This is a genomic window from Kosakonia sp. H02 (genome assembly GCA_030704225.1).
Lineage (GTDB): Bacteria > Pseudomonadota > Gammaproteobacteria > Enterobacterales > Enterobacteriaceae > Kosakonia.
This window is the reverse complement of record CP131915.1, coordinates 3,549,664-3,574,330: the sequence shown is the minus strand read 5'-3', so window position 1 is coordinate 3,574,330 and position 24,667 is coordinate 3,549,664. Positions and strand designations below refer to the sequence as shown.

Here is a 24,667-nt window from a genome sequence, read left to right as displayed (position 1 = left end):
GCTTCCATTATCATGCGCGACGGTCACGGACTGATATAACGCGTGTTGGCACAGTCAGCACACATTTACCCGCTATCGCCACGGTTATTGGGGTAGCGGGAAAAGTTAATGATGAGGTTCGTGAATGCCCCGCAGCACCTGGTTAAAAGCTTTCGTTCTGTTTTTTGCCCTCTGGGCGTCATTCAGTCAGGCAGATAACGGTTGGCAACCTGTTCAGGAAACTATCCGTAAGAGTGATAAAGATACGCGTCAGTATCAGGCCATTCGCCTTGTTAACGGCATGGTCGTTCTGCTGGTGTCCGACACTCAGGCGGTGAAATCTCTCTCCGCGCTGGTGGTGCCGGTTGGCTCGTTGGAAGATCCCGATGCGCATCCTGGCCTGGCTCACTATCTCGAACATATGACGCTGATGGGGTCGAAAAAATACCCGCAGCCGGATAGCCTCGCCGAATACCTCAAATTGCACGGCGGCAGCCATAACGCCAGCACTGCGCCTTATCGCACTGCGTATTATCTGGAAGTGGAAAATGACGCGCTGGACGGGGCAGTTGACCGCTTAGCAGACGCCATTGCTTCGCCAATGCTGGATAAAAAGTATGGCGAACGTGAACGTAACGCGGTGAACGCGGAACTGACCATGGCGCGCACCCGTGATGGTATGCGTATGGCGCAGGTCAGCGCGGAGACCATCAACCCCGCCCACCCCGGCGCGCGTTTCTCCGGCGGTAACCTTGAAACGCTGAGTGATAAGCCGGGCAGCCCGATTCACGATGCGCTGCTGGCGTTTCGCGATAAGTACTACTCGGCGAACCTGATGAAGGCGGTGATTTACAGTAATCGCCCGCTCTCCGATCTGGCAAAGATGGCGGTGCAGACCTACGGTCGCGTGCCGAATAAAAACATCGACAAGCCGGACATCACTGTGCCTGTGGTCACCGATGCGCAAAAAGGCATCATCATTCACTATGTCCCGGAAGTGCCACGCAAAGTGCTGCGCGTCGAGTTTCGCATCGCTAACAACACCGCGGCATTTCGCAGTAAAACCGACGAACTTATTACTTACCTGATCGGTAACCGCAGCCCGGGAACCCTCTCTGACTGGCTGCAAAGCCAGGGGCTGGTTGAGGGGATTCGCGGTGACTCAGACCCGGTGGTGAACGGTAATAGCGGTGTGCTGGCTATCTCCGCCACGCTAACCGACAAAGGCCAGGCGAATCGTGACCAGGTGGTGGCCGCGATATTCAGCTACCTGCAACTGCTGCGTGAAAAAGGCGTTGATAAACGTTATTTCGACGAGCTGTCACATATTCTTGATCTCGATTTCCGCTACCCGTCTATTACCCGCGATATGGATTATGTCGAGTGGCTGGCGGATACCATGATCCGTGTACCGGTGGCCCATACGCTGGATTCGGTCAATATCGCCGATCAGTTTGATGCCAAAGCGGTGCAGGCGCGTCTTGATGAAATGACGCCACAAAATGCCCGTATCTGGTATATCAGCCCGGACGAGCCGCACAATAAAAAAGCCTACTTTGTTGATGCCCCGTATCAGGTCGACAAAATCACGCCGGAGACCTTTGCCGACTGGCAAAAACGTGAGGCCGCTATTGCGTTGAAATTCCCGGAGCTTAACCCCTATATCCCGGATGATTTCTCGCTGGTAACGGCGACGAAAAAATATGAGCACCCCGAACTGATCGTGGATGAGCCGACGCTACGCGTGGTTTACCAGCCGAGCCGCTACTTCGCTAACGAACCGAAAGCGGATGTCAGCGTGGTGTTGCGTAACCCGCAGGCAATGGACAGCGCCAAAAATCAGGTGATGTTTGCCCTGAATGATTACCTGGCCGGCCTGGCGCTTGATCAACTCAGCAACCAGGCCGCGGTTGGCGGGATCAGTTTTTCTACCAATGCGAATAACGGCTTAATGCTTAACGCTAATGGTTATACCCAGCGTCTGCCGAAGCTTTTCCAGGCGTTACTGGCGGGGTATTTCAGCTATACGCCGACGGATGAACAGCTTGCGCAGGCGAAATCGTGGTACAGCCAGATGATGGCGTCGGCAGAGAAAGGCAAAGCCTTCGACCAGGCGATTATGCCGGTGCAAATGCTGTCGCAGGTTCCGTACTTCCAGCGCGAAGAGCGTCGCGCACTGTTGCCATCGATTACCTTGCAGGACATTTTGCACTATCGCGATGCGCTGAAAAATAATGCACGCCCGGAGTTTCTCGTGGTGGGTAACCTGAGCGAACAGCAGGCGAAAGATCTTGCGCATGATGTGCAAAAACAGCTTGGCGCTAACGGTAACGAATGGTGTCGCAACAAAGATGTGCTGGTGGACAAACAGCAGAACGTGAGCTTTGAGAAAGCAGGCACCAGTACGGATTCCGCACTTGCTGCGGTGTTTGTGCCGCCAGGCTTTGATGAGTACAGCAGTTCGGCGTACAGCGCGATGCTGGGGCAAATTGTCCAGCCGTGGTTTTACAACCAGTTGCGTACCGAAGAACAGCTTGGCTACGCGGTCTTTGCCTTCCCAATGAGCGTGGGTCGCCAGTGGGGAATGGGCTTCCTGTTGCAGAGCAACGACAAACAGCCCGCTTACCTGTGGGGGCGGTACAAAGCCTTCTTCCCAACGGCAGAGGCCAAACTGCGGGCGATGAAACCGGAAGAGTTTGCGCAAATTCAGCAGGGCGTCATTGCGCAAATCATGCAAGCGCCGCAAACATTAGGCGAGGAAGCTTCCAAACTCAGCAAAGATTTCGATCGCGGGAATATGCGTTTCGATTCACGTGATAAAGTAGTGGCCCAGATAAAGCTGCTGACGCCGCAAAAACTTGCTGACTTCTTCCATCACGCGGTGGTTGAGCCGCAAGGTATGGCGATACTGTCACAGATCTCCGGTAGCCAGAGCGGGAAAGTAGAATATGCCCGACCTGATGGCTGGAAGATTTGGGATAACGCCAGCGCCTTGCAGCGATCCTTACCATTGATGAGCGAGAAAAATGAGTGAACACACCGCTGAGACCCTTGATCCCCTGCGCTTGCCGCTGACCGGCGAGCGCCTGATTGAAGCCTCGGCGGGCACCGGTAAAACCTTCACCATCGCTGCACTCTATTTGCGGCTGTTATTAGGACTGGGCGGCAACGCCGCCTTTCCCCGCCCGCTCAGCGTTGAAGAACTGCTGGTGGTCACCTTCACCGAGGCCGCGACAGAAGAGCTGCGCGGGCGTATTCGCAGCAATATTCATGAATTGCGTATTGCCTGCCTGCGTGAAAGCAGCGACAACCCGCTGTATGCCAGCCTGCTGGAAGAGATTGATGATAAACAGCAGGCGGCGCATTGGTTGATGCTGGCCGAACGGCAGATGGACGAAGCTGCCGTCTTTACCATCCACGGTTTTTGCCAGCGCATGCTAAGCCTGAATGCGTTCGAATCCGGCATGCTGTTTGACCTGAAACTGCTGGAAGATGAAACCCTGCTGCGCTACCAGGCCTGCGCGGACTTCTGGCGTCGTCACTGCTACCCGTTGCCGCGCGCCATCGCGCAGGTTATCCACGACGCGTGGAAAGGGCCGCAGGATCTCCTGAAATCTATCGATCGTTATCTGCAAGGCGAAGCCCCGCAAATCAAAACTCCGCCGCCCGCCGATGAAACGCTCGCTTCCCGCCATGAGCAGATTGTCGCGCAGATAGACAAAGTGAAACGCCAGTGGCTAGCCTCGGTGGATGAGCTGGAGCCGCTCATCGAAAGCTCTGGTATCGACCGACGTAAATTCAACCGCGGAAATCAGGCGAAGTGGATTGAGAAAATCTCAGCCTGGGCGCAGGAAGAGACCCGCACCTATTTGTTGCCGGACGCGCTGGAGAAATTTTCCCAGTCTTTCCTTGTGCAACGTACCAAAGCCGGTGGTGCGGTGCCGGAACATCCGCTGTTTGTTGTCATTGAAGAACTGCTGGCGCAGCCGCTGACGCTCAATGACCTGGTGCTTACCCGCGCCATGCGCGAAATCCGCGACGCGGTGGCAAAAGAGAAGCGTCGACGTGGCGAACTCGGTTTTGACGATATGCTCAGTCGGCTGGACAGTGCGCTGCAAAGCCCGAATGGCGACGCGTTGGCTGCGGCTATCCGCACCCGTTTTCCCGTCGCGATGATTGATGAATTTCAGGATACTGACCCGCAGCAATACCGCATTTTCAGCCGCATCTGGTTAAACCAGCCTGAGTGCGGCTTATTGCTGATTGGCGACCCTAAACAGGCTATCTACGCCTTTCGCGGCGCGGATATCTTTACCTATATGAAAGCGCGCGATGAAGTGAGTGCCCGCTATACCCTCGACACCAACTGGCGATCGTCTCCGGGCATGATTGCCAGCGTCAACCGACTGTTCAGTCACCTGGACAACGCGTTTATGTTTCAGCAGATCCCGTTCTTGCCGGTGAAGGCCGCCGCCAGGAATGCAGGGCTGCGTTTTGCCGTTCACGGGGAAACACAACCGTCCATGAAGCTGTGGCTGATGGAAGGCGAGGGTGTGGGCGTCGGCGATTACCAGAGCTTTATGGCGCAGCTGTGCGCGACGCAAATCCGCGACTGGTTAAGCGCCGGTCAGAAAGGTGAAGCGCTGCTCTGGGAAGGTGAAAAAGCGCGGCCCGTTAAGGCCTCGGACATCACGGTGCTGGTGCGTAGCCGCCACGAAGCGTCGCTTATCCGCGATGCGCTGACCCTGCTCGGCATTCCGTCGGTCTATCTCTCCAATCGCGATAGCGTATTTGAAACGCCGGAAGCGCATGAACTGCTTTGGTTACTACAGGCGGTATTAACGCCGGAGCGGGAAAGCACGCTGCGCAGTGCGCTGGCAACCTCGATGCTCGGGCTTACCGCGCGCGATATCGAAGCGCTGAACCTTGATGAACAGGCGTGGGATAACGTGGTAGAGGAGTTTACCCACTACCGCGAACTGTGGCAGAAACGCGGTGTGATGCCGATGCTGCGCACCCTGATGAGTGCACGCCATGTGGCAGAAAACTTACTTGCCACTCCCGGCGGGGAAAGGCGGCTGACCGATATCTTGCATATCAGCGAGTTGTTGCAGGAAGCCGGGACGCAGCTTGAAAGTGAGCATGCACTTACCCGCTGGCTGACACAGCATATTGCGGAACCCAATGCCAGCGCCTCCAGCGAACAGATGCGCCTGGAGAGCGATAAACACCTGGTGCAAATTGTCACCATTCATAAGTCGAAAGGTCTGGAGTATCCGCTGGTCTGGCTGCCGTTTATCGCCAACTTCCGCGTTCAGGACCAGGGCTTTTATCACGACCGTGCTTCATTCAATGCCGTACTTGACCTCAGCCATGCCGACGAGAGCGTTGAACTGGCGGAAGCGGAGCGGCTGGCCGAAGATCTGCGCTTGCTCTATGTGGCGCTGACGCGATCGGTCTGGCACTGTAGCCTCGGCATTGCGCCGCTGTTTCGTCGCCGTGGCGAGAAAACCGGGCCGAGCGACTTTCACCAGAGCGCGCTGGGCCGCCTGATCCAGAAAGGCGAAGCGCTGGATGCGGTCGGCCTGCGTAACGCGCTGGAGCAGTTATGCAATGACGATATTGTCCTTGCGACGCCACCAACGCCGGATATGGCGCGCTGGCAGTTGCCGCAGGCGCAACCGCCTGCCCTGAGCGTGCGTGAAGTGATGCGCAAAGTTGCCGATGACTGGCGCGTGACCAGTTATTCCGGCTTACAGCAACGCGCCCACGGCATTGCTCAGGATCTGCTGCCGCGCCTGGATCTCGACGCCGCCGGTGAGCGGGAAGTGCAGGCGGAGCCGATGCTCACCCCGCATCAGTTTCCGCGTGGCGCAGCTCCCGGAACCTTTTTGCACAGCCTGTTTGAAGACCTCGATTTTACGCAGCCCGTTTCATCTGCATGGGTCGCTGAAAAGCTGCTCGTGTCCGGTTATGAGGAGCACTGGCAGCCGGTGTTGAGCGGCTGGCTGGAGACGGTGCTGCACGCGCCGCTGATACCCGAAGGGGTCTCCCTGAGCCAGCTCACGGCGAAAGATAAACAAGTTGAGATGGAATTTTATTTGCCGATTAGCGCGACGCTGAGCGCCGAAGCGCTGGACAGTGCCATGCGCCATTACGATCCCTTGTCGGCAGGTTGCCCGCCGCTGGATTTCCGCGACGTGCGTGGCATGCTGAAAGGCTTTATTGACCTGGTGTTTCGCCATAACGGGCGTTACTACCTGCTGGACTACAAGTCCAACTGGCTTGGCGAGAGCGCGGAAGCCTACACCCAGGCGGCCATGGCGACGGCAATGCAATCTCACCGCTACGATTTGCAGTATCAACTCTACTGCCTGGCGCTACACCGCTATCTGCGCCACCGCATTGCGGATTACGACTATGAGCAGCATTTCGGCGGCGTGATTTACCTCTTTTTACGCGGCGTGGAAGCGCAGAAACCACAGCAGGGCATTTTCACTACCCGGCCAGACGCTGCGCTGATCGCCCACATGGATACCCTGTTTGCGGGTGATGTACCGGAGATGACGCCATGAGTATGCAGGCTTTGTTACAGGAGGCGATGGAGCAAAAACTGCTGCGCCCGCTGGATGTTCAGTTTGCCCTGACCGTCGCCACCGAAGAGGAACCCGCGTTAATGCTGGCCGCAGCGCTACTGAGCCGGGATGCGGGCGAGGGGCATGTCTGCCTGCCTTTGTCACGTCTGGCACCGCAAGCCTTTGGCGGCGCGTCGCCACTCGTCAGCGCGTTGTTTGAACAAGCCGGGGAGCCCGATGACTGGCAACAGGTGTTACTTGCGTCCTCTGCCGTGGGTGATGGCAGCAGCGCAACGCCGCTTATTCTGCACGGCTCGCGGCTCTATCTGAACCGCATGTGGTGGAACGAACGGCGCGTGGCGGAGTTCTTTGCACAACAGAGCGAGCTTAGCGGGGCCGATGAAGCCCGGCTGGCGCACACACTGGAAACCCTGTTTCCACCGGCTGCGGATGCGCAGGTGGACTGGCAGAAAGTGGCTGCCGCCGTGGCGCTTACCCGGCGTATTTCGGTTATCTCTGGCGGGCCAGGCACCGGTAAAACCACGACTGTGGCGAAACTGCTCGCGGCGTTGGTGCAAACCGTTGAGGGAAATAAATGCCGTATCTGCCTTGCTGCGCCGACGGGCAAAGCCGCCGCGCGCTTGACCGAATCGCTGGGTAATGCGCTGCGCCAGTTACCGTTGAATGAACAACAAAAAGCAATGTTGCCGGAAGAGGCCAGCACGCTGCACCGGCTATTAGGCGCTCAGCCCGGTAGCCAGCGCTTGCGCCACCATGCGGGTAATCCGTTGCACCTGGATGTGCTGGTGGTGGACGAAGCTTCAATGATTGATTTGCCGATGATGTCGCGGCTGATTGACGCGCTACCGCCGCGCGCCAGAGTGATTTTTCTTGGCGATCGCGATCAACTGGCGTCGGTGGAAGCCGGCGCGGTGCTGGGGGATATCTGCGCGTGGGTTAACGCGGGTTACAGCGCTGAGCGGGCGGCACAACTGTCGCGCCTTACCGGAGCAACCGTTCCCGGCGGCGATGGCGATAAGGCCACGGCGCTGCGCGATAGCCTGTGTCTGCTGCAAAAAAGTTACCGTTTTGGCAGCGAGTCCGGTATTGGTCAACTGGCGGCGGCGGTCAATCGCGGGGATAAACACGCCATGCGGGCGGTGTTCAGTCAGGGCTTTATGGATATTGAACGTAAGCCGTTGAACAGCGCCGAAGAGTACCAGGTGATGATCGATGATGCGCTGGCAGGTTACGCGCACTATTTGTCGCTGGTGCGCAGTCACGCCGCGCCGGAAGCGGTTATTGCCGCGTTTGGTGAATACCAGCTGCTGTGCGCGCTGCGTGAAGGGCCGTTTGGCGTGAGCGGGCTTAATGAGCGGCTGGAACTGGCGCTGGTGCGTCAGCATAAAATCGCCCGTCAGCCCTTCTCTCGCTGGTATCACGGGCGGCCGGTGATGATCTCGCGTAACGACTCTGCTCTGGGATTATTTAACGGTGATATCGGCATTGCGCTGGATCAGGGGCAGGGGATCCGCGTCTGGTTTCCGTTGCCGGACGGTAAAATCAAATCGGTGCAACCGAGCCGCTTACCCGAGCATGATACGGCCTGGGCGATGACGGTGCATAAATCACAGGGCTCGGAGTTCGATCACGCCGCGCTGATCCTGCCGGGGCAAATGGTGCCGGTGGTGACGCGCGAGCTGGTTTACACCGCCATTACCCGCGCGCGCAAACGGCTGTCGCTCTATGCCGACGAACGTGTGCTGGCGCAGGCGATTGCCACACGCACCGAGCGGCGCAGCGGCCTGGAAGCGCTGTTCAGCGCGCTGAAGTAAAAACCCCCGCACGATACGGGGGGCAGCTTCAGGTGAGATCCGCCATCAGCACTTTGGAGCGCCGCTGGTAGTTGTACATCTGCTTTTTGGTTTCCGGCAGCGAATCGATGTCCACCGGCGTAAAACCACGCTCCTGGAACCAGTGAATGCTGCGGGTAGTTAGCACAAACAGTTTGCTCAGGCCAATTTGCCTCGCCTGGGCGGCAATACGTTCCAGCAGCACTTCCCCGCGCGAGGAACTGCGGTAATCCGGGTGTACGGCCACGCAGGCCATTTCACCGATCTTCTCCTCCGGAAACGGATAAAGCGCCGCGCAGGCGATGGTCAGATTATCGCGCTCGATAATGGTGAACTTATCGATCTCCATTTCGAGCTGCTCACGGGAACGACGCACCAGAATCCCTTGCTGCTCCAGCGGGCGAATCAGTTCCAGAATACCGCCGATATCGTTAATGGTGGCGCGGCGAATTTGCTCGGCGCTCTCCATCACGATCTGCGTCCCAATACCGTCGCGAGAGAAGAGCTCTTGTAACAGCGAGCCATCTTCCTGGTAGCTGATTAAGTGGCTGCGACGTACGCCGCTGCGACAGGCTTTCACCGCACCGCGCAGAAAGCGCACCGTGCCCGAATGGTAATCCCCGCGCGCTTCAAGCACATCGACCCGCGCCTGCGCTTCGTTGGGGAACAGTTCGGAGACAATCTCGCCGTCGTCGTTCATCACCCCTTGCGTTGAGCAAAAGCCGATCATCTTTTCCGCTTTCAGTTTGATAGCCAGTTGGGTGGCGACTTCTTCGGAGGTGAGGTTGAAGCTTTCACCCGTGACGGAGACCGCGACCGGCCCCATCAGCACAATCGCGCCGCTGTCGAGCTGGCGATGGATCGCCTCTTCATCAATGCGACGAATACGTCCGCTGTGGCAGTAATCGACGCCATCATCGACGCCCAACGGCTGGGAAATAATAAAGTTGCCGCTCACCACATTAATATGCGCGCCCTGGAGCGGCGTATTGTTGAGGCTCATTGACAAGCGCGCGGTAATGTCCAGTTGCAACAGTCCGGCGGCTTGCTTGACCAGCTCAAGGGTTTTTGCGTCGGTGACGCGGGTGTGTTTGTGATAAATCGGCTCGTGGTTATGTTCGGCGAGATTGGCGTCGATTTGCGGACGCGCACCATAGACCACAACCAGCCTGATCCCCAGGCTATGCAGCAGACCGATGTCATTGACAATACTGGAGAAATTTTCATGCTCAATGGCTTCCCCGCCGAGCATAATGACAAATGTCTTTCCCCGATGGGCATTAATATAGGGAACGGAATGGCGAAATCCCTGCACCAGTTCGGTTCTGCGCTCTTTTACCACGGCCTGTCCTCAATGCATGATTATTCGTAAAAAATGTATTTTTATTCTTTTATGGCGCGGCGTGCAAGTGCAAATTTTTTCACCATCTACTCCCTGTATCCTGGCGCAGAGAAGCATCAGACATATGTTTACCCTTTAATTGATGACAGTTTATGCATCATTCGCTAAAGTTTTCGGTCAATTGTGGCGTTAACCATTGTTTAAAGAAATTGCTCGGGAGAAGCATGTCGGGAAGTCATTCAGCGCTAAGCCGCCGCAAATTATTAAAAGGGGCGGGTGCCATGTGGTTATTAAGCGTGAGCCAAATTGGCCTGGCTGCTGTCAGCCAGGTTGTCGCGGTTCGCGTCTGGCCTGCGTCCAGCTATACACGCGTGACGGTGGAATCGAACCGCGTAGTGAAATATAAACAGTTTGCGTTGAGCAACCCCGACCGGCTGGTGGTGGATCTGGAAGGCGTACACCTTAACTCGGTGCTGAAAGGCATGGGCGCGCAGATCCACGGTGACGATCCCTTTATCAAATCCGCCCGCGTGGGTCAGTTCGATCCGCAGACGGTGCGCATGGTGTTTGAACTCAAGCAAAACGTGAAGCCACAACTGTTTGCGCTGGCACCGGTAGCGGGCTTTAAAGAGCGTCTGGTGATGGATCTCTATCCGGCGAATGCGAAGGATGTTCAGGATCCGTTGCTGGCGTTACTTGAAGAGTACAACAAAGGCGATCTTGACCAACAAGTGCCACCCGCGGAAAGCGGCCCGCAACCGGGCAAAGCCGGGCGCGACAGGCCGATCGTGATTATGCTCGATCCTGGCCACGGCGGGGAAGATCCGGGTGCGACGGGGAAATATAAAACCCGCGAGAAAGATGTGGTGCTGCAAATCGCGCGTCGCCTGCATGCGCTGATCGAGAAAGAAGGCAATATGAAAGCCTATATGACGCGCAACGAAGATGTGTTTATTCCGCTGAAAGTGCGCGTGGCGAAAGCGCAGAAACAGCGCGCTGACCTGTTTGTCTCGATTCACGCCGATGCCTTTAGCAGCCGTCAACCGAGAGGTTCGTCGGTGTTTGCGCTCTCTACCAAAGGGGCAACCAGTACTGCCGCGAAATATCTGGCGGATACGCAGAACGCCGCAGACTTAATTGGTGGCGTGAGTAAAAGCGGCGACCGCTATCTGGATCACACCATGTTCGATATGGTGCAGTCGCTGACCATTAACGATAGCCTGAAGTTTGGTAAAGCGGTGCTGAACAAGCTCGGCAACGTCAATAATCTGCATAAAAACAGCGTTGAACAGGCCGGCTTTGCGGTACTGAAAGCGCCGGATATTCCGTCGATCCTCGTGGAAACGGCGTTTATCAGTAACGTGGAAGAGGAGCGCAAGCTCAAGACGGCGAAATTCCAGCAGGAAGTGGCGGAGTCGATTCTGGCAGGGATCAAAGCCTACTTCGCGGATGGCGCGACGCTGGCGAGAAGGGGATAACAGAATGGCGCTGAAAGGCGCCATTTTCTTTATGTAGAGTTTTACAAACCGTAGATACAAAAAAACACCCGTTAAGGTGTTTATTGTGTTGGTTGCGGGGGCCGGATTTGAACCGACGACCTTCGGGTTATGAGCCCGACGAGCTACCCGGCTGCTCCACCCCGCGTCCGTCTGTTTACACTACCATCATGTAAACTTTTTCTTTCTTCACATCTTACTTGGTTGCGGGGGCCGGATTTGAACCGACGACCGTCGGGTTATGAGCCCGACGAGCTACCAGGCTGCTCCACCCCGCGTCCGTCTGTTTACACTTCCATCATGTAAACTTTTTCTTTCTTCACATCTTAATTGGTTGCGGGGGCCGGATTTGAACCGACGACCTTCGGGTTATGAGCCCGACGAGCTACCCGGCTGCTCCACCCCGCGTCCGTCTGTTTACACTACCATCATGTAAACTTTTTCTTTCTTCACATCTTAAATGGTTGCGGGGGCCGGATTTGAACCGACGACCGTCGGGTTATGAGCCCGACGAGCTACCAGGCTGCTCCACCCCGCGTCCGTGGATGCGCACTATACTCTGCAAACATTTCGATGCAACCTTTTTTTTACCCTAATCACTGAATTACCGAGTTTATGTGTAAAAACAATACAATCCGTTCAAGATTTAAGCGAAATTGTCCTCGGAATGTTCTTGCGCATTTCATTAGCGAGAGGGGTTTGTTATCTTCACCCCGCTCCGGGTTAACCAGAAGATGAGAAATAATGAAAGCACGTTGGGCTAAGTTCGTATTCACAGGCGCAATGGTAGCAATACTCGCGGCCTGCTCTTCAAAACCGACCGATCGCGGTCAACAGTATAAAGACGGAAAATTTTCCCAGCCTTTTTCCCTCGTCAACCAGCCGGACGCCGTTGGGGCGCCCATCAACGCCGGAGACTTCTCCGAGCAGATAAGCCAGGTTCGCAGTGCCGCGCCGCGCCTGTATGGCAGCCAAAGCAGCGTTTATAACGCCATTGACGCCTGGCTGCGCGCCGGGGGCGATACGCGCATGCTGCGCCAGTTCGGCATTGATGCCTGGCAGATGGAAGGCACAGACAATTATGGCAATGTGCAATTTACCGGCTACTACACGCCGGTGGTGCAGGCGCGTCATACCCGCCAGGGCGAGTTCCAGTATCCGATTTACCGCATGCCGCCAAAACGCGGCCGCTTGCCATCGCGCGCAGAAATCTACGCCGGGGCGCTCAGCGAGGATTATGTACTCGCCTACAGCAACTCGCTGATGGACAACTTTATTATGGATGTGCAGGGCAGCGGCTACATCGATTTCGGCGATGGCAGCCCGCTCAACTTCTTTAGCTATGCCGGGAAAAACGGCCATGCTTACCGCAGTATCGGCAAAGTACTGATCGACCGGGGTGAGGTGAAGCGGGAAGATATGTCGATGCAGGCCATCCGCGAGTGGGGCGAAAAGCACAGCGAAGCCGAAGTGCGCGCGCTGCTGGAAGAGAACGCCTCATTTGTTTTCTTTAAACCGCAATCCTGGGCACCGGTAAAAGGCGCGAGCGCAGTACCGCTGATTGGCCGGGCGTCCGTTGCCTCTGACCGTACCGTTATTCCACCGGGCACGACGCTGCTGGCGGAAGTGCCGCAACTGGATAATAAAGGAAAGTTCAATGGCCAGTATGAACTGCGCTTGATGGTGGCGCTCGATGTTGGCGGGGCCATTAAAGGCCAGCATTTTGATATTTACCAGGGGATCGGCCCGGACGCGGGCCACCGCGCTGGCTGGTATAACCATTATGGCCGTGTCTGGGTGCTGAAAAATGCGCCGGGTGCCGGTCTGGCGGGCAACGTGTTCAGCGGCTGAATGTGGTAGACTTCACCCTCTTTCGGCCCCGGAAGAGGGTTTTCTGTTTCATCTCGAGGTTTGTTTATGTCAGCAGTAATCAGCGACGCCTGGCGGCAGCGCTTTGGTGGCACGGCGCGTTTGTATGGTGAAAAAGCGCTGCAATGGTTTGCCGATGCCCATGTCTGCGTGGTGGGGATTGGCGGCGTAGGATCCTGGGCGGCGGAAGCGCTGGCACGCACCGGTATCGGCGCTATCACGCTGATTGATATGGACGATGTCTGTGTCACCAACACCAACCGGCAGATCCACGCCCTGCGCGGCAATGTCGGTCTGGCGAAAGCCGAAGTGATGGCGGATCGCCTTCGCGAGATAAACCCGGAGTGCCTGGTCACGGTGGTGGATGATTTCGTTACGGCGGATAACGTCGCGCAATTGATGAACCGCGATTACAGCTATGTCATTGACGCCATTGATAGCGTGCGCCCGAAAGCGGCGCTGATTGCGTATTGCCGACGCAATAAGATCCCGCTGGTGACTACCGGCGGCGCGGGCGGGCAGATCGATCCGACGCAGATCCAGGTCAGCGATCTGGCGAAAACCATTCAGGATCCGCTGGCGGCCAAACTGCGCGAGCGGCTGAAAAGCGATTTTGGCGTGGTGAAGAATAGCAAAGGTAAGCTTGGTGTGAATTGCGTCTTTTCTACCGAAGCGCTGGTTTACCCGCAGTCCGACGGTTCGGTATGCGCGATGAAAAGCACCGCCGAAGGGCCAAAACGCATGGATTGCGCCTCGGGATTTGGCGCGGCGACGATGGTCACCGCGACCTTTGGTCTTATCGCGGTTTCCCATGCCCTGAAAAAACTGATGGCGAAAGCAGAGCGTCAGGCCAGCGCCTGACGGGCTTGCTCCTGCACGGCGGCGGCCAGTGCTTCCAGCCCCTGGCCGCGCGACGCGCTAAGTTGGGTACGCAGACCCAGTTCATCAAACAGCGCCAGCGGATCGTTATCCACCAGCGTTTCCGGGCGCTTGCCTTCCACGGCAGTCAGCAATACGGCCAGCAACCCGCGCACAATGCGGCCTTCGCTGTCGCCAAAGAAATGCATTGTTCCTTCTGGTGACAGGGTGGAGCCGAGCCAAACGCGATTTTCGCAGCCCGGGATCTCCCGTGCCTGCGCTTTCACGTCATCTGTTGCGGCAGGTAACTGCTTGCCGAGCAAAATAAGCTCACGGTACTTCTCTTCCCATGCGCTGAGCGCGCCAAATTTCCGGCGCAGTATCTCTGCGGTCACAATGGTGCCGAACGGATGTCCGGCGAAAGCAGGGCTTGTCATTAATCCACCAATAGTTCCAGGGCGCGGTCAACGGCGTTCACCAGCGCGTCGACATCCTGTTGAGTATTATAGGGTGCAAATGAAGTCCGCAACGTGCCGCTGACGCCAAGCGCCGCCAGCAGTGGCTGTGCGCAGTGCTGACCGGCGCGCAGCGCGATGCCATAACCGGCGAGCAGCGTCACCATATCGCTGTGATGAACCCCATCAAAATCAAAGGCCAGCAGGCTGGAGTCCTGGCAGCGGAAAGAACGAAAACCAGGGCGCTTCGCCAGTTGCTCCTCGGCAAGCGTTGCCAGCCCGCGGCTGTAGCTCTCTGCCTGCGCGGTATCAAGCGTTTCGAGCCACTCGAGCGCGGCGCTTAAACCAATCACGCCCGCCACATTCGGTGTCCCGGCTTCCAGCTTGTAAGGCACCGGCTGCGTGGTGAAGCCGTCGAAGGTGACTTCGGTGATCATCTTGCCGCCGCCAAGCCACGGCGACATCGCGTTCAGCAATTCCGCTTTGCCATACAGCGCGCCGATGCCGTTTGGCCCGTAGAGTTTATGGCCGGAGAACGCATAGAAATCGATATCCAGACGCTGCACATTGGCCGGGAAATGCACCACGCCTTGTGCGCCATCGACCATCACCACCATGCCCGCCGCATGGGCAAGCGTAATGGCTTTGTCGAGATCCGGGCAGCCGCCGGTGACATTGGACATTTGCCCCAGCGCGAGAATACGGCTGCGCGCAGTGATCAACTGCGGCAACTGGTTAAGATCCGGCAGGCGATCGGCACCGAGCGGCAATTTCACCACCCGCGCGCCGGTTTGCTCTGCCACCATCAGCCACGGCACCAGGTTCGCGTGATGTTCCGCTTCGCTCACAATGATTTCATCGTCGGGCTGTAAACGTGGTCGGGCATAACATTGGGCGACCATATTGATGGCTTCGGTGGTGCCGCGCGTCCAGACAATATTTTTGCCGGAAGGGGCATTAAGCAGGGCGGCAACCTGTTCGCGCGCGGCTTCATAACGCGCGGTGAGCTGTTGTGCCTGGGCAAACTGGCTGCGGTGCACATTGCCTGCGCTCAGGCTGTAGAACTGTTGTGTGGCGTCAATCACGGTCTGGGGTTTTAACGCCGTGGCGGCACTGTCGAGATAAACACCCGCATCGGCGAGCGCCGGAAACTGGGCACGAAACTGTGATGGGTTAAATGCGTTCATACTCATCCTCATCTGTAGGCCGACGATCGTCGCGCAATTTTTACGTTGTAGCAAGGAGGTTGATAACCATCGGAATTATCTGTTTGTACTGGCAAAGGGATGTAAGCAGGTTATGCTGAATAGTGTTAGGTAAGTGTTCGAGACTCTTCCAGGAAGAGTATTTCACAGCATTAATTGCCAAAAGCAAGGAGAAGAAGATGAAGAAGACTGCCGCAATTATTTCTGCCTGTACGTTAGCTTTTGCCCTGAGCGCCTGTTCCGGTCCGAACTATGCGTTGCACACCAACGATGGCCGGACGATTGTTTCTGAAGGTAAGCCGAAAACCGATGACCAGACCGGTATGATTTCATACAAAGACGCCAACGGTAATAAGCAGCAGATTAACCGTTCCGACGTGAAAGAGATGGTCGCTCTGGAGAAATAATCCTGGGTGCCGGGTAAAAAAAAGCACCGCAATTCGCGGTGCTACATTAATCACTATGGACAGACAGGGTAAATGTACAGGAAGTGAAAAAGGGGTAGCGTTGCTACCGGGGTCTGAAAAGCAGACCAATTTGCAAACACAACAACACAACATCACAACCGTAAGCCAAAAGCCCTTCAGAACTCTCATTCCAAACACGCTTTTCGTTCCGGCTCAGGAAGTGCCGCCACTATAGGTATTTGCTGGTAGAAGCTCAACGGACAATTTATAATGGCTCAGATAAAAAAAACTAATAGGTTAACTGCTGTTTCCTGTTTGTTAAATTGCCTTTACATCTAAGCCTGATAACCATGTCCAAGCGATTACCACCCCTGAACGCATTACGTGTTTTTGATGCCGCTGCTCGCCATTTAAGCTTTACTCGCGCTGCCGATGAGCTTTTTGTGACGCAAGCCGCAGTAAGCCATCAAATCAAGTCTCTCGAGGATTTTCTCGGCCTGAAACTCTTCCGCCGACGCAACCGTTCGCTGCTGCTCACCGAGGAAGGTCAAAGTTATTTTCAGGATATCAAAGAGATATTTTCCCAGCTCAATGAGGCAACGCGCAAACTCCAGGCGCGCAGTGCCAAAGGGGCGCTCACCGTCAGTTTATTGCCCAGTTTTGCCATTCAATGGCTGGTGCCGAGGCTTTCCAGCTTTAACTCAGCTTATCCGGGGATCGACGTGCGTATCCAGGCTGTCGATCGGGAAGAGGATAAACTGGCTGACGATGTCGACGTGGCGATTTTCTACGGCCGCGGCAACTGGCCGGGGCTGCGCGTCGAAAAATTGTACGCGGAATATCTGCTGCCGGTCTGCTCTCCTTTATTACTCACCGGGGATAAGGCGCTGAAAACACCCGCAGATCTGGCGCACCACACGTTATTGCACGACGCTTCGCGCCGTGACTGGCAAACTTATACCCGGCAATTAGGTCTTACGCTTAACGTTCAGCAGGGACCCATCTTTAGCCATAGCTCTATGGTGTTACAGGCGGCAATCCACGGACAGGGGATCGCGCTGGCCAACAATGTGATGGCACAGTCCGAAATTGAAGCAGGCCGCCTGGTCTGCCCATTTAACGATGTTCTGGTCAGCAAGAATGCGTTTTATCTGGTTTGTCATGACAGCCAGGCAGAACTGGGTAAAATAGCCGCCTTTCGTCAGTGGATTCTGGCCAAAGCGGCAAGCGAACAGGAAAAATTCCGTTTCCGTTACGAACAATAATTCGCGCGCACAGGGCGCGTATGACTTTTTAGGGTACTCACATGACCAGCCGTTTTATGCTGATTTTCGCCGCAATAAGCGGTTTTATCTTTGTCGCGCTGGGCGCTTTCGGCGCACATATTCTCAGTAAATCCTTAGGTGTACAGGAGATGAGCTGGATCCAGACCGGCCTCGAATATCAGGCATTCCACACCTTAGCGGTGTTTGGTCTGGCGGTTGCGATGCAGCGCCGCATCAGCATCTGGTTTTACTGGAGCAGTGTTTTTCTGGCGCTCGGCACCGTGCTGTTTAGCGGCAGCCTGTACTGCCTGGCGCTCTCCCATTTACGCTTGTGGGCGTTTGTTACTCCGGTCGGTGGCGTATGCTTTTTAATCGGCTGGGCATTAATGTTAGTTGGTGCAATTCGTCTGAAACGTAGGGGCGTTGTTCATGAATAAAGTGGTTTTGCTGTGCCGCCCGGGGTTTGAGAAAGAGTGTGCCGCGGAGATTACCGATAAAGCCGGACGCCAGAATGTGTTCGGTTTTGCCCGTGTGAAAGAGAACGCGGGCTATGTCATTTTTGAGTGCTATCAGGAAGACGACGCAGACAAGCTGGCGCGCGAGTTGCCGTTTAGCTCGTTAATTTTCGCCCGCCAGATGTTCGTTGTTGGCGAACTGCTGCGCGATTTGCCGCAGGAAGACAGGATCACGCCCATCGTCGGCATGCTGCAAGGCGTGGTAGAGAAGGGCGGCGATCTGCGTGTGGAAGTGGCGGATACCAACGAAAGCAAAGAGCTGATGAAGTTCTGCCGCAAGTTCACCGTTCCGCTGCGTAGTGCGCTACGTGAAGCGGGTGTGCTGGCCCGCAGTGATACGCCAAAACGCCCGGTGGTGCATGTGTTCTTTATTGCGCCGGGCTGCTGTTACACCGGCTATTCCTACACCAACAATAATTCGCCGTTCTATATGGGCATTCCGCGCCTGAAATTCCCGTCCGATGCGCCGAGCCGCTCGACGCTGAAACTGGAAGAGGCGTTCCATATCTTTATTCCGGAAGATGAGTGGGATGAGCGCCTGGCGAATGGCATGTATGCCGTCGATCTGGGCGCATGTCCTGGGGGCTGGACCTACCAATTAGTGAAACGCAACATGTGGGTCTATTCGGTAGATAACGGCCCGATGGCGCAAAGCCTGATGGATACCGGACAGGTCACCTGGTTGCGCGAAGATGGTTTCCGCTACAAACCGAACCGCAACAACATCTCGTGGATGGTGTGCGATATGGTGGAAAAACCGGCGAAAGTCGCGGCGTTGATGGCGCAGTGGCTGACAGAAGGCTGGTGTCGCGAAACCATTTTTAACCTCAAATTGCCGATGAAAAAACGCTACGAAGAGGTGTCAAACAACCTGGCGTATATCCAGGCTCAACTGGATGAGCATGGCATTGCCGCGCAGATCCAGGCGCGTCAGCTCTATCACGATCGCGAAGAGGTGACGGTGCACGTTCGCAGAATGTGGGCGGCGGTAGGTGGGCGCAGGGACGAGCGTTAAGACTGATGCCTGATGGCGCTTCGCTTATCAGGCCTACAGAGATTTTGCCGATCTTGTAGGCCGAATAAGGCGTAGCCGCCATCCGGCGCTTATTTTGTTTTCCCCGCCTTCGCTAACTCTTTCACTAACGGCAGCATAATCCGCATAACATCGCGGCTGCGGCGTTCAATACGGCCGGGCAACGTTTTGTCGATGTACTGTTGGTTATCGAGGCGCGCATTGTGGTAGCTCACCCCGTCCGGGAACGCTTTCGATTTTGCCCGCTGCTGTGTACCGTCTTTCTTGCCCAGTGTCCAGTTAGTGGCTTCCACCGACAGCACCGGGATCATCGCCTTATCAAACACGTCGGCGTCGTTACAACAGTGGACATTACTGGCGGTATTGGTCTGGATCCCGTGTGAGCGGGCAATCGTCAGCGCGCGATCCCGCGTCAGCTTACGCACCGACGCCGGGGTATTTTTACCGCTATTAAAGTAGAGTTTGTCGCCGACGATCAGGTTATTCATATTGATAACCAACAGCGTATTCTTGCGCTCTTTTTCGCTCATCCGGTTCAGGAAACTTTCTGCACCAAGCTGGCCTTCCTCTTCGCCGCTGGTCGCCACAAAGCGAATGCTGTACTCCGTCGGCACCGCTTTCAGCGCCTGCGCTAACTCCAGCATCACGCCGATTGCGGCGGCATTATCATCGATCCCCTGAAGCGTTAAACCGCCAAGATTATTGTCGACATCTGCATCGCTGTGCGGCGCGTAGGTATCCAGATGCGCCATAATAATAATTTGCTGCGCCAGTTTGCCCTCATGGGCGGCAATCACCGTACTGCCAGTCACATTTTGCCAGTTCTGCTGGTTATCTTTTGTGCTGTAGCGATAGCGGGTTTTGAACTTGCGGATATCGCTCTGATAACCCATCTGTTCAAACTGCTGCTGCACATAATCTGCGCTGAGCATTTCGGCGGGCGTGCCCGTCATACGGCCAGGAAACAGCGTGGCAATATGTCGCGCCTGTTCGCTTGCAAAGTCACCGGGTTGGGAAGGGCGGGCATCAGCCGGAAGGATAAAGCATACGCCGAGCGCCAGGGCAGCGGTACGGAGGCGCAATGCGGAAAACATAGGGAGTCCTTTATGCAGCAAGATTTTTAACGCGCTTAGTATGAAACTGTGACCGGCTTTACACAATTTCATTTGTTCTTAACCTTACGAAAAGTCTCACGTTAAGCACTTTTTGGTATTTGCTTTGCACAGACGTTATTCCTTTGCGGAACTACTCATTCCAATTCGTAATTTCATTCGTTCTAAAGCGCCCCCTATAGTCCCTCTATTGCTGGCTGTGAGTGAGTTACTGCGTTGTGGATTACCTGCCTTTATTTGCTGCTGTAAAAGACCGCCCCGTATTAGTCATTGGCGGCGGTGACATCGCCGCGCGCAAAATCACTTTTTTGCGTCGTGCGGGTGCGTATGTGCAGGTCGTCGCGCAACAACTGGAACCGCACTTACAACAACTCGCCGACGAACAAGCTATTCACTGGCGGGCAACTGCTTTTGACGAATCACAACTCGATGCGGTTTTTCTGGTGATCGCCGCCACCGACGATGCCGCCCTTAACCGCCGGGTGTTTGATGCCGCTAACGCACGTCATCGGCTGGTGAACGTGGTGGATGACCAGCCGCTGTGCTCCTTTATTTTCCCGTCGATTGTCGATCGCTCCCCGCTGCTGGTGGCGATCTCCTCTGGCGGTAACGCGCCGGTGCTGGCACGTCTGCTGCGCGAAAAAATTGAAGCGCTATTGCCCGGTAATCTTGGGCGCATGGCGGATGTTGCCGGGTGCTGGCGTACACGCATCAGGGCGTTTCGCCGCACCACCGATGAGCGTCGCCGTTTCTGGGAAAGTGCTTTTCGCGGGCGCTTCGCCAGCCTGATGGCCGCCGGTGATGAACCCGGTGCCGAAAAAGCGCTGGAAGCCGAACTGCAACAGCCAGGCTCGGCCCACGGGGAAATTATCCTCGTCGGCGCAGGGCCGGGCGATGCGGGTTTGCTGACGCTACGGGGTTTGCAGGTGATTCAGCAGGCCGATGTGGTGTTTTACGATCATCTGGTCAGCGACGAGGTGCTGGAACTGACCCGCCGCGATGCGCAGAAAATCTGCGTCGGCAAACGCGCTGGCTCCCATTCTGTGATGCAGCACGAGACCAACCGCATGTTGGTTGAAGCCGCGCACAAGGGCAAAACCGTGGTGCGTCTGAAAGGCGGCGATCCGTTTATTTTCGGGCGCGGCGGTGAAGAGTTACAGGCCGCAGCCGCTGCCGGGATCCCTTTCCAGGTGGTGCCGGGCGTGACGGCGGCATCGGGCGCAACGGCTTATGCGGGCATTCCCCTGACGCACCGGGATTTCGCCCAGAGCGTGACCTTTGTCACCGGCCATTACAAAGCCGACAGCGCACCCTTCGACTGGGCGCAACTGGCGCAAAGCCGCCAGACGCTGGCCATCTACATGGGAACGATGAAGGCGGCGGAAATCAGCGCACAGTTAATTGCCCATGGACGCGACAAAACGACAGCGGTGGCGGTGATTTCGCGCGGGACGCGTGCGGATCAGCACGTTGCCACCGGCACATTAGAACAACTCGAGGAACTGGCGAAAGCGGCCCCGATGCCCGCCCTGCTGGTGGTGGGCGAGGTGGTTGGGCTTCATCGCGAACTTGCCTGGTTCCAGCAAACGACAGCAACGGCGGCGTTTGACGCTGCCGTGATTAATCTGGCTTAAGGAATGGATATGGACCAAAAACGACTCACTCACCTGCGACAACTGGAGGCGGAAAGCATCCATATCATCCGCGAAGTGGCGGCGGAGTTTTCCAACCCGGTGATGATGTACTCCATCGGCAAAGATTCCAGCGTGATGCTGCATCTGGCGCGCAAAGCTTTTTACCCTGGCACGCTGCCATTCCCGCTGCTACATGTCGATACCGGCTGGAAATTCCGTGAGATGTATGAATTCCGTGACCGTACCGCTAAAGCCTACGGCTGTGAACTGCTGGTGCATAAAAACCCGGAAGGGGTGGCGATGGGCATCAACCCGTTCGTGCACGGCAGCGCCAAACACACCGATATTATGAAAACCGAAGGGCTGAAACAGGCGCTGAACAAATACGGTTTTGACGCGGCTTTCGGCGGCGCGCGCCGTGATGAAGAGAAATCACGCGCTAAAGAGCGTATCTACTCGTTCCGCGACCGTTTCCACCGCTGGGATCCGAAAAACCAGCGCCCGGAGCTGTGGCACAACTACAACGGCCAGATTAACAAAGGCGAAAGCATTCGCGTCTTCCCGCTGTCGAACTGGACCGAACTGGATATCTGGCAGTATATCTTCCTGGAAAATATCGACATCGTTCCGCTGTACCTCGCCGCCGAGCGCCCGGTACTGAAGCGCGACGGTATGCTGATGATGATCGACGACGACCGTATAGACCTGCAACCGGGTGAAGTGATTGAAAAGCGGATGGTGCGTTTTCGTACCCTCGGCTGCTGGCCGCTGACCGGCGCTGTGGAATCCAGTGCGCAGACGCTGCCGGAAATTATCGAAGAGATGCTGGTTTCCACCACCAGTGAACGTCAGGGCCGCGTGATTGACCGCGACCAGGCCGGCTCCATGGAGCTGAAAAAACGTCAGGGATATTTCTAAGGAGCCGCCATGAACACCACCATTGCCCAACAAATTGCTAATGAAGGCGGCGTCGAAGCGTATCTGCATGCCCAGCAACACAAAAGCCTGCTGCGCTTTCTGACCTGCGGCAGCGTCGATGACGGCAAAAGTACGCTGATTGGCCGCCTGCTGCACGATACCCGCCAGATCTACGAAGATCAGCTCTCCACGCTGCATAACGACAGCAAACGCCACGGTACGCAGGGGGAAAAACTCGACCTCGCGCTGCTGGTCGATGGCCTGCAAGCCGAGCGCGAACAGGGCATCACTATTGATGTGGCCTATCGCTATTTCTCGACGGAGAAACGCAAATTTATTATTGCCGACACGCCAGGGCATGAGCAGTACACGCGCAACATGGCGACCGGCGCGTCGACCTGCGATCTGGCGATTTTGCTGATGGATGCGCGTAAAGGCGTGCTGGATCAGACGCGCCGCCACAGCTTTATCTCCACGCTGCTGGGCATTAAACACCTGGTGGTGGCGGTGAACAAAATGGATCTGGTGGCATTCAGCGAAGAGACCTTTGAGAACATTCGCCAGGACTACCTGACCTTTGCCGAACAACTGCCGGGCAACCTTGATATTCGCTTTGTGCCGCTGTCGGCGCTGGAAGGGGATAACGTTGCCAGCCAGAGCGAGAAAATGCCGTGGTACAGTGGCCCGACGCTGCTGGAAGTACTGGAAATGGTGGAAATCCAGCGCGTGGTGGATACGCAACCAATGCGTTTTCCGGTGCAGTATGTGAACCGCCCGAACCTCGATTTCCGCGGTTTCTCCGGCACGCTGGCGTCTGGTGTGGTGAACGTTGGTCAGCGCATCAAAGTGCTGCCGTCAGGCGTGGAATCGTCTATTGCGCGCATTGTCACGTTTGACGGTGATTTACAGGAAGCGGCGGCGGGTGAAGCCATTACCCTGGTGCTGAAAGATGAGATTGATATCAGCCGTGGCGACCTGATCCTCGATGCGCAGGAAACATTGCCGTCAGTGCAAAGCGCCTCGCTGGACGTGGTATGGATGGCGGAACAACCGCTGCAAGCAGGCCAGAGCTTTGACATCAAAGTGGCGGGCAAGAAAACCCGTGCGCGCATCGACAACATTCAGTACCAGGTGGATATCAACAACCTGACCCAGCGCCAGGTGGAAAAGCTGCCGCTGAACGGAATCGGCCTGGTGGATGTCACCTTTGATGAGCCGCTGACGCTGGATGCCTATCAACAAAACCCGGTTACCGGCGGGATGATCTTTATCGATCGCCTGAGCAACGTGACGGTTGGGGCAGGCATGGTGCGCGAAGTCCACAGCGAATCGCAGGCGGCGCCATCAGAGTTCAGCGCGTTTGAACTGGAGCTAAATCAGCTTATTCGTAAACACTTCCCGCACTGGGGCGCACGCGATCTGCTGGGAGGCAAATAATGGCCCAGCATGACGAAAATGTCGTCTGGCACGCTCATCCGGTCACGCCTGAGCAGCGCGAGCAACTCCACGGTCATCGTGGGGTTGTGCTGTGGTTTACCGGGCTTTCCGGCTCAGGGAAATCCACCGTCGCGGGCGCGCTGGAAGAGGCGTTGCACCGCGCGGGCGTCAGCACTTATCTGCTTGATGGCGACAACGTGCGCCACGGTTTATGTAGCGATTTGGGCTTTAGCGACGTCGATCGCAAAGAGAACATCCGCCGGGTGGGCGAAGTTGCCAAACTGATGGTTGAATCTGGTTTAGTGGTGCTGACGGCGTTTATCTCGCCGCACCGCGCGGAGCGCCAGATGGTGCGCGAGCGTCTTGGCGAAGGGCGCTTTATTGAGGTGTTTGTTGATACGCCGCTGGCGATTTGCGAAGCGCGCGATCCGAAAGGGTTATATAAGAAAGCGCGCGCCGGTGAGCTGCGCAATTTCACCGGCATTGATTCAGTCTACGAAGCGCCTGAATCGCCGGAAGTGCATCTGGATGGAGAACAATTGGTAACAAATTTGGTCAGCCAATTATTAGACCTCTTACGCGAGGGCGATATTATCAGATCCTGAGACGGTACTGGCGATACACGCCATCTTCAGGTCATTGCGGCGTTAACGCTTGTGCGTCCTGAAAGCTTGCGTGTATCCCGTTTACCGGTCGTACAGGCAACAGGATCAG

The 24,667-nt window shown here is 56.3% G+C and carries 18 protein-coding genes and 4 tRNA genes; 14 read left to right on the top strand and 8 right to left on the bottom strand.

Going from position 1 to position 24,667, the window contains the following annotated elements; translation table 11 throughout:
- Nucleotides 1–124 precede the first annotated feature (124 nt).
- Genes ptrA through recD form a run of 3 tightly spaced genes read left to right on the top strand, consistent with a single transcriptional unit; the run spans nt 125 to nt 8,389 of the window.
- The gene (gene ptrA / locus Q5705_16760; GenBank protein ID WLI76218.1) at nt 125–3,013 is read left to right on the top strand and encodes a pitrilysin; all 2,889 of its coding nucleotides are present in this window, start codon (nt 125–127) and stop codon (nt 3,011–3,013) included.
- Entirely contained in the window at nt 3,006–6,554 is a 3,549-nt protein-coding gene (gene recB, locus Q5705_16755; protein ID WLI76217.1) for an exodeoxyribonuclease V subunit beta, read from the top strand. The genes ptrA and recB overlap by 8 nt, the downstream gene beginning before the upstream one ends.
- On the top strand, nt 6,551–8,389 hold the full coding sequence (recD, locus tag Q5705_16750; protein WLI76216.1) for an exodeoxyribonuclease V subunit alpha: 1,839 nt from the start codon (nt 6,551–6,553) through the stop codon (nt 8,387–8,389). Before recB ends, recD begins: the two co-directional genes overlap by 4 nt.
- 28 nt (nt 8,390–8,417) lie before the next feature.
- Here recD and argA read toward each other — a convergent pair whose 3' ends face one another.
- A complete protein-coding gene (gene argA / locus Q5705_16745; GenBank protein WLI76215.1) occupies nt 8,418–9,749 on the bottom strand; it encodes an amino-acid N-acetyltransferase in 1,332 nt (443 codons plus the stop codon).
- Nucleotides 9,750–9,973: 224 nt separating this feature from the next.
- On the opposite strand from argA, the gene amiC reads away from it, so the two are divergent.
- Nucleotides 9,974–11,227, top strand: a complete 1,254-nt coding sequence (gene amiC / locus Q5705_16740) for an N-acetylmuramoyl-L-alanine amidase AmiC (protein WLI76214.1) — start codon at nt 9,974–9,976, stop codon at nt 11,225–11,227.
- An 89-nt stretch (nt 11,228–11,316) separates the two neighbouring features.
- Here the strand turns inward: amiC and Q5705_16735 are convergent.
- From Q5705_16735 to Q5705_16720, 4 genes are all read right to left on the bottom strand, one after another.
- Nucleotides 11,317–11,393 (bottom strand) — tRNA-Met (locus tag Q5705_16735).
- Nucleotides 11,394–11,446: 53 nt separating this feature from the next.
- Nucleotides 11,447–11,523: transfer RNA gene (locus Q5705_16730), tRNA-Met, on the bottom strand.
- Nucleotides 11,524–11,576: 53 nt separating this feature from the next.
- Nucleotides 11,577–11,653: transfer RNA gene (locus Q5705_16725), tRNA-Met, on the bottom strand.
- Between the two features lie 53 nt (nt 11,654–11,706).
- Nucleotides 11,707–11,783 (bottom strand) — tRNA-Met (locus tag Q5705_16720).
- Between the two features lie 206 nt (nt 11,784–11,989).
- Here Q5705_16720 and mltA point away from each other — a divergent pair.
- Nucleotides 11,990–13,096, top strand: coding sequence for a murein transglycosylase A (gene mltA, locus Q5705_16715; protein WLI76213.1), 1,107 nt, complete (start codon nt 11,990–11,992; stop codon nt 13,094–13,096).
- Between the two features lie 66 nt (nt 13,097–13,162).
- Nucleotides 13,163–13,975 (top strand): tRNA cyclic N6-threonylcarbamoyladenosine(37) synthase TcdA, encoded by an 813-nt coding sequence (tcdA, locus tag Q5705_16710; GenBank protein WLI76212.1) that lies wholly within the window; start codon nt 13,163–13,165, stop codon nt 13,973–13,975.
- On the opposite strand, the gene csdE is transcribed toward tcdA, so the two are convergent.
- Nucleotides 13,960–14,409 carry a cysteine desulfurase sulfur acceptor subunit CsdE gene (gene csdE, locus Q5705_16705; protein ID WLI76211.1) on the bottom strand — a complete coding sequence of 150 codons (450 nt, stop codon included), beginning with the start codon at nt 14,407–14,409 and terminating at the stop codon, nt 13,960–13,962. The two genes, tcdA and csdE, sit on opposite strands and share 16 nt — an antisense overlap.
- Nucleotides 14,409–15,614: a cysteine desulfurase CsdA gene (gene csdA, locus Q5705_16700; GenBank protein ID WLI76210.1), complete on the bottom strand. Its 1,206-nt coding sequence runs from the start codon at nt 15,612–15,614 to the stop codon at nt 14,409–14,411. The genes csdE and csdA overlap by 1 nt, the downstream gene beginning before the upstream one ends.
- Before the next feature lie 197 nt (nt 15,615–15,811).
- Here csdA and Q5705_16695 point away from each other — a divergent pair, with 197 nt between their 5' ends.
- The 4 genes from Q5705_16695 to rlmM all read left to right on the top strand — a co-directional run bounded on the left by Q5705_16695 (nt 15,812) and on the right by rlmM (nt 18,834).
- Nucleotides 15,812–16,039 carry a YgdI/YgdR family lipoprotein gene (locus Q5705_16695; protein WLI76209.1) on the top strand — a complete coding sequence of 76 codons (228 nt, stop codon included), beginning with the start codon at nt 15,812–15,814 and terminating at the stop codon, nt 16,037–16,039.
- Nucleotides 16,040–16,389: 350 nt separating this feature from the next.
- Nucleotides 16,390–17,304 (top strand): glycine cleavage system transcriptional regulator GcvA, encoded by a 915-nt coding sequence (gene gcvA / locus Q5705_16690; GenBank protein ID WLI76208.1) that lies wholly within the window; start codon nt 16,390–16,392, stop codon nt 17,302–17,304.
- Nucleotides 17,305–17,345: 41 nt separating this feature from the next.
- A complete protein-coding gene (locus Q5705_16685; GenBank protein ID WLI76207.1) occupies nt 17,346–17,741 on the top strand; it encodes a DUF423 domain-containing protein in 396 nt (131 codons plus the stop codon).
- Nucleotides 17,734–18,834, top strand: coding sequence for a 23S rRNA (cytidine(2498)-2'-O)-methyltransferase RlmM (rlmM, locus tag Q5705_16680; GenBank protein ID WLI76206.1), 1,101 nt, complete (start codon nt 17,734–17,736; stop codon nt 18,832–18,834). Before Q5705_16685 ends, rlmM begins: the two co-directional genes overlap by 8 nt.
- An 89-nt stretch (nt 18,835–18,923) precedes the next feature.
- Here rlmM and Q5705_16675 read toward each other — a convergent pair whose 3' ends face one another.
- Nucleotides 18,924–19,946, bottom strand: a complete 1,023-nt coding sequence (locus Q5705_16675; GenBank protein WLI76205.1) for an aminopeptidase — start codon at nt 19,944–19,946, stop codon at nt 18,924–18,926.
- 245 nt (nt 19,947–20,191) lie between these two features.
- Here Q5705_16675 and cysG point away from each other — a divergent pair, with 245 nt between their 5' ends.
- Genes cysG through cysC form a run of 4 tightly spaced genes read left to right on the top strand, consistent with a single transcriptional unit; the run spans nt 20,192 to nt 24,558 of the window.
- Nucleotides 20,192–21,598: a siroheme synthase CysG gene (cysG, locus tag Q5705_16670; protein ID WLI79050.1), complete on the top strand. Its 1,407-nt coding sequence runs from the start codon at nt 20,192–20,194 to the stop codon at nt 21,596–21,598.
- 9 nt (nt 21,599–21,607) lie between these two features.
- On the top strand, nt 21,608–22,516 hold the full coding sequence (gene cysD / locus Q5705_16665; GenBank protein ID WLI76204.1) for a sulfate adenylyltransferase subunit CysD: 909 nt from the start codon (nt 21,608–21,610) through the stop codon (nt 22,514–22,516).
- A gap of 9 nt (nt 22,517–22,525) precedes the next feature.
- Nucleotides 22,526–23,953 carry a sulfate adenylyltransferase subunit CysN gene (cysN, locus tag Q5705_16660; GenBank protein ID WLI76203.1) on the top strand — a complete coding sequence of 476 codons (1,428 nt, stop codon included), beginning with the start codon at nt 22,526–22,528 and terminating at the stop codon, nt 23,951–23,953.
- Nucleotides 23,953–24,558 carry an adenylyl-sulfate kinase gene (gene cysC / locus Q5705_16655; GenBank protein WLI76202.1) on the top strand — a complete coding sequence of 202 codons (606 nt, stop codon included), beginning with the start codon at nt 23,953–23,955 and terminating at the stop codon, nt 24,556–24,558. The genes cysN and cysC overlap by 1 nt, the downstream gene beginning before the upstream one ends.
- Nucleotides 24,559–24,667 lie beyond the last annotated feature (109 nt).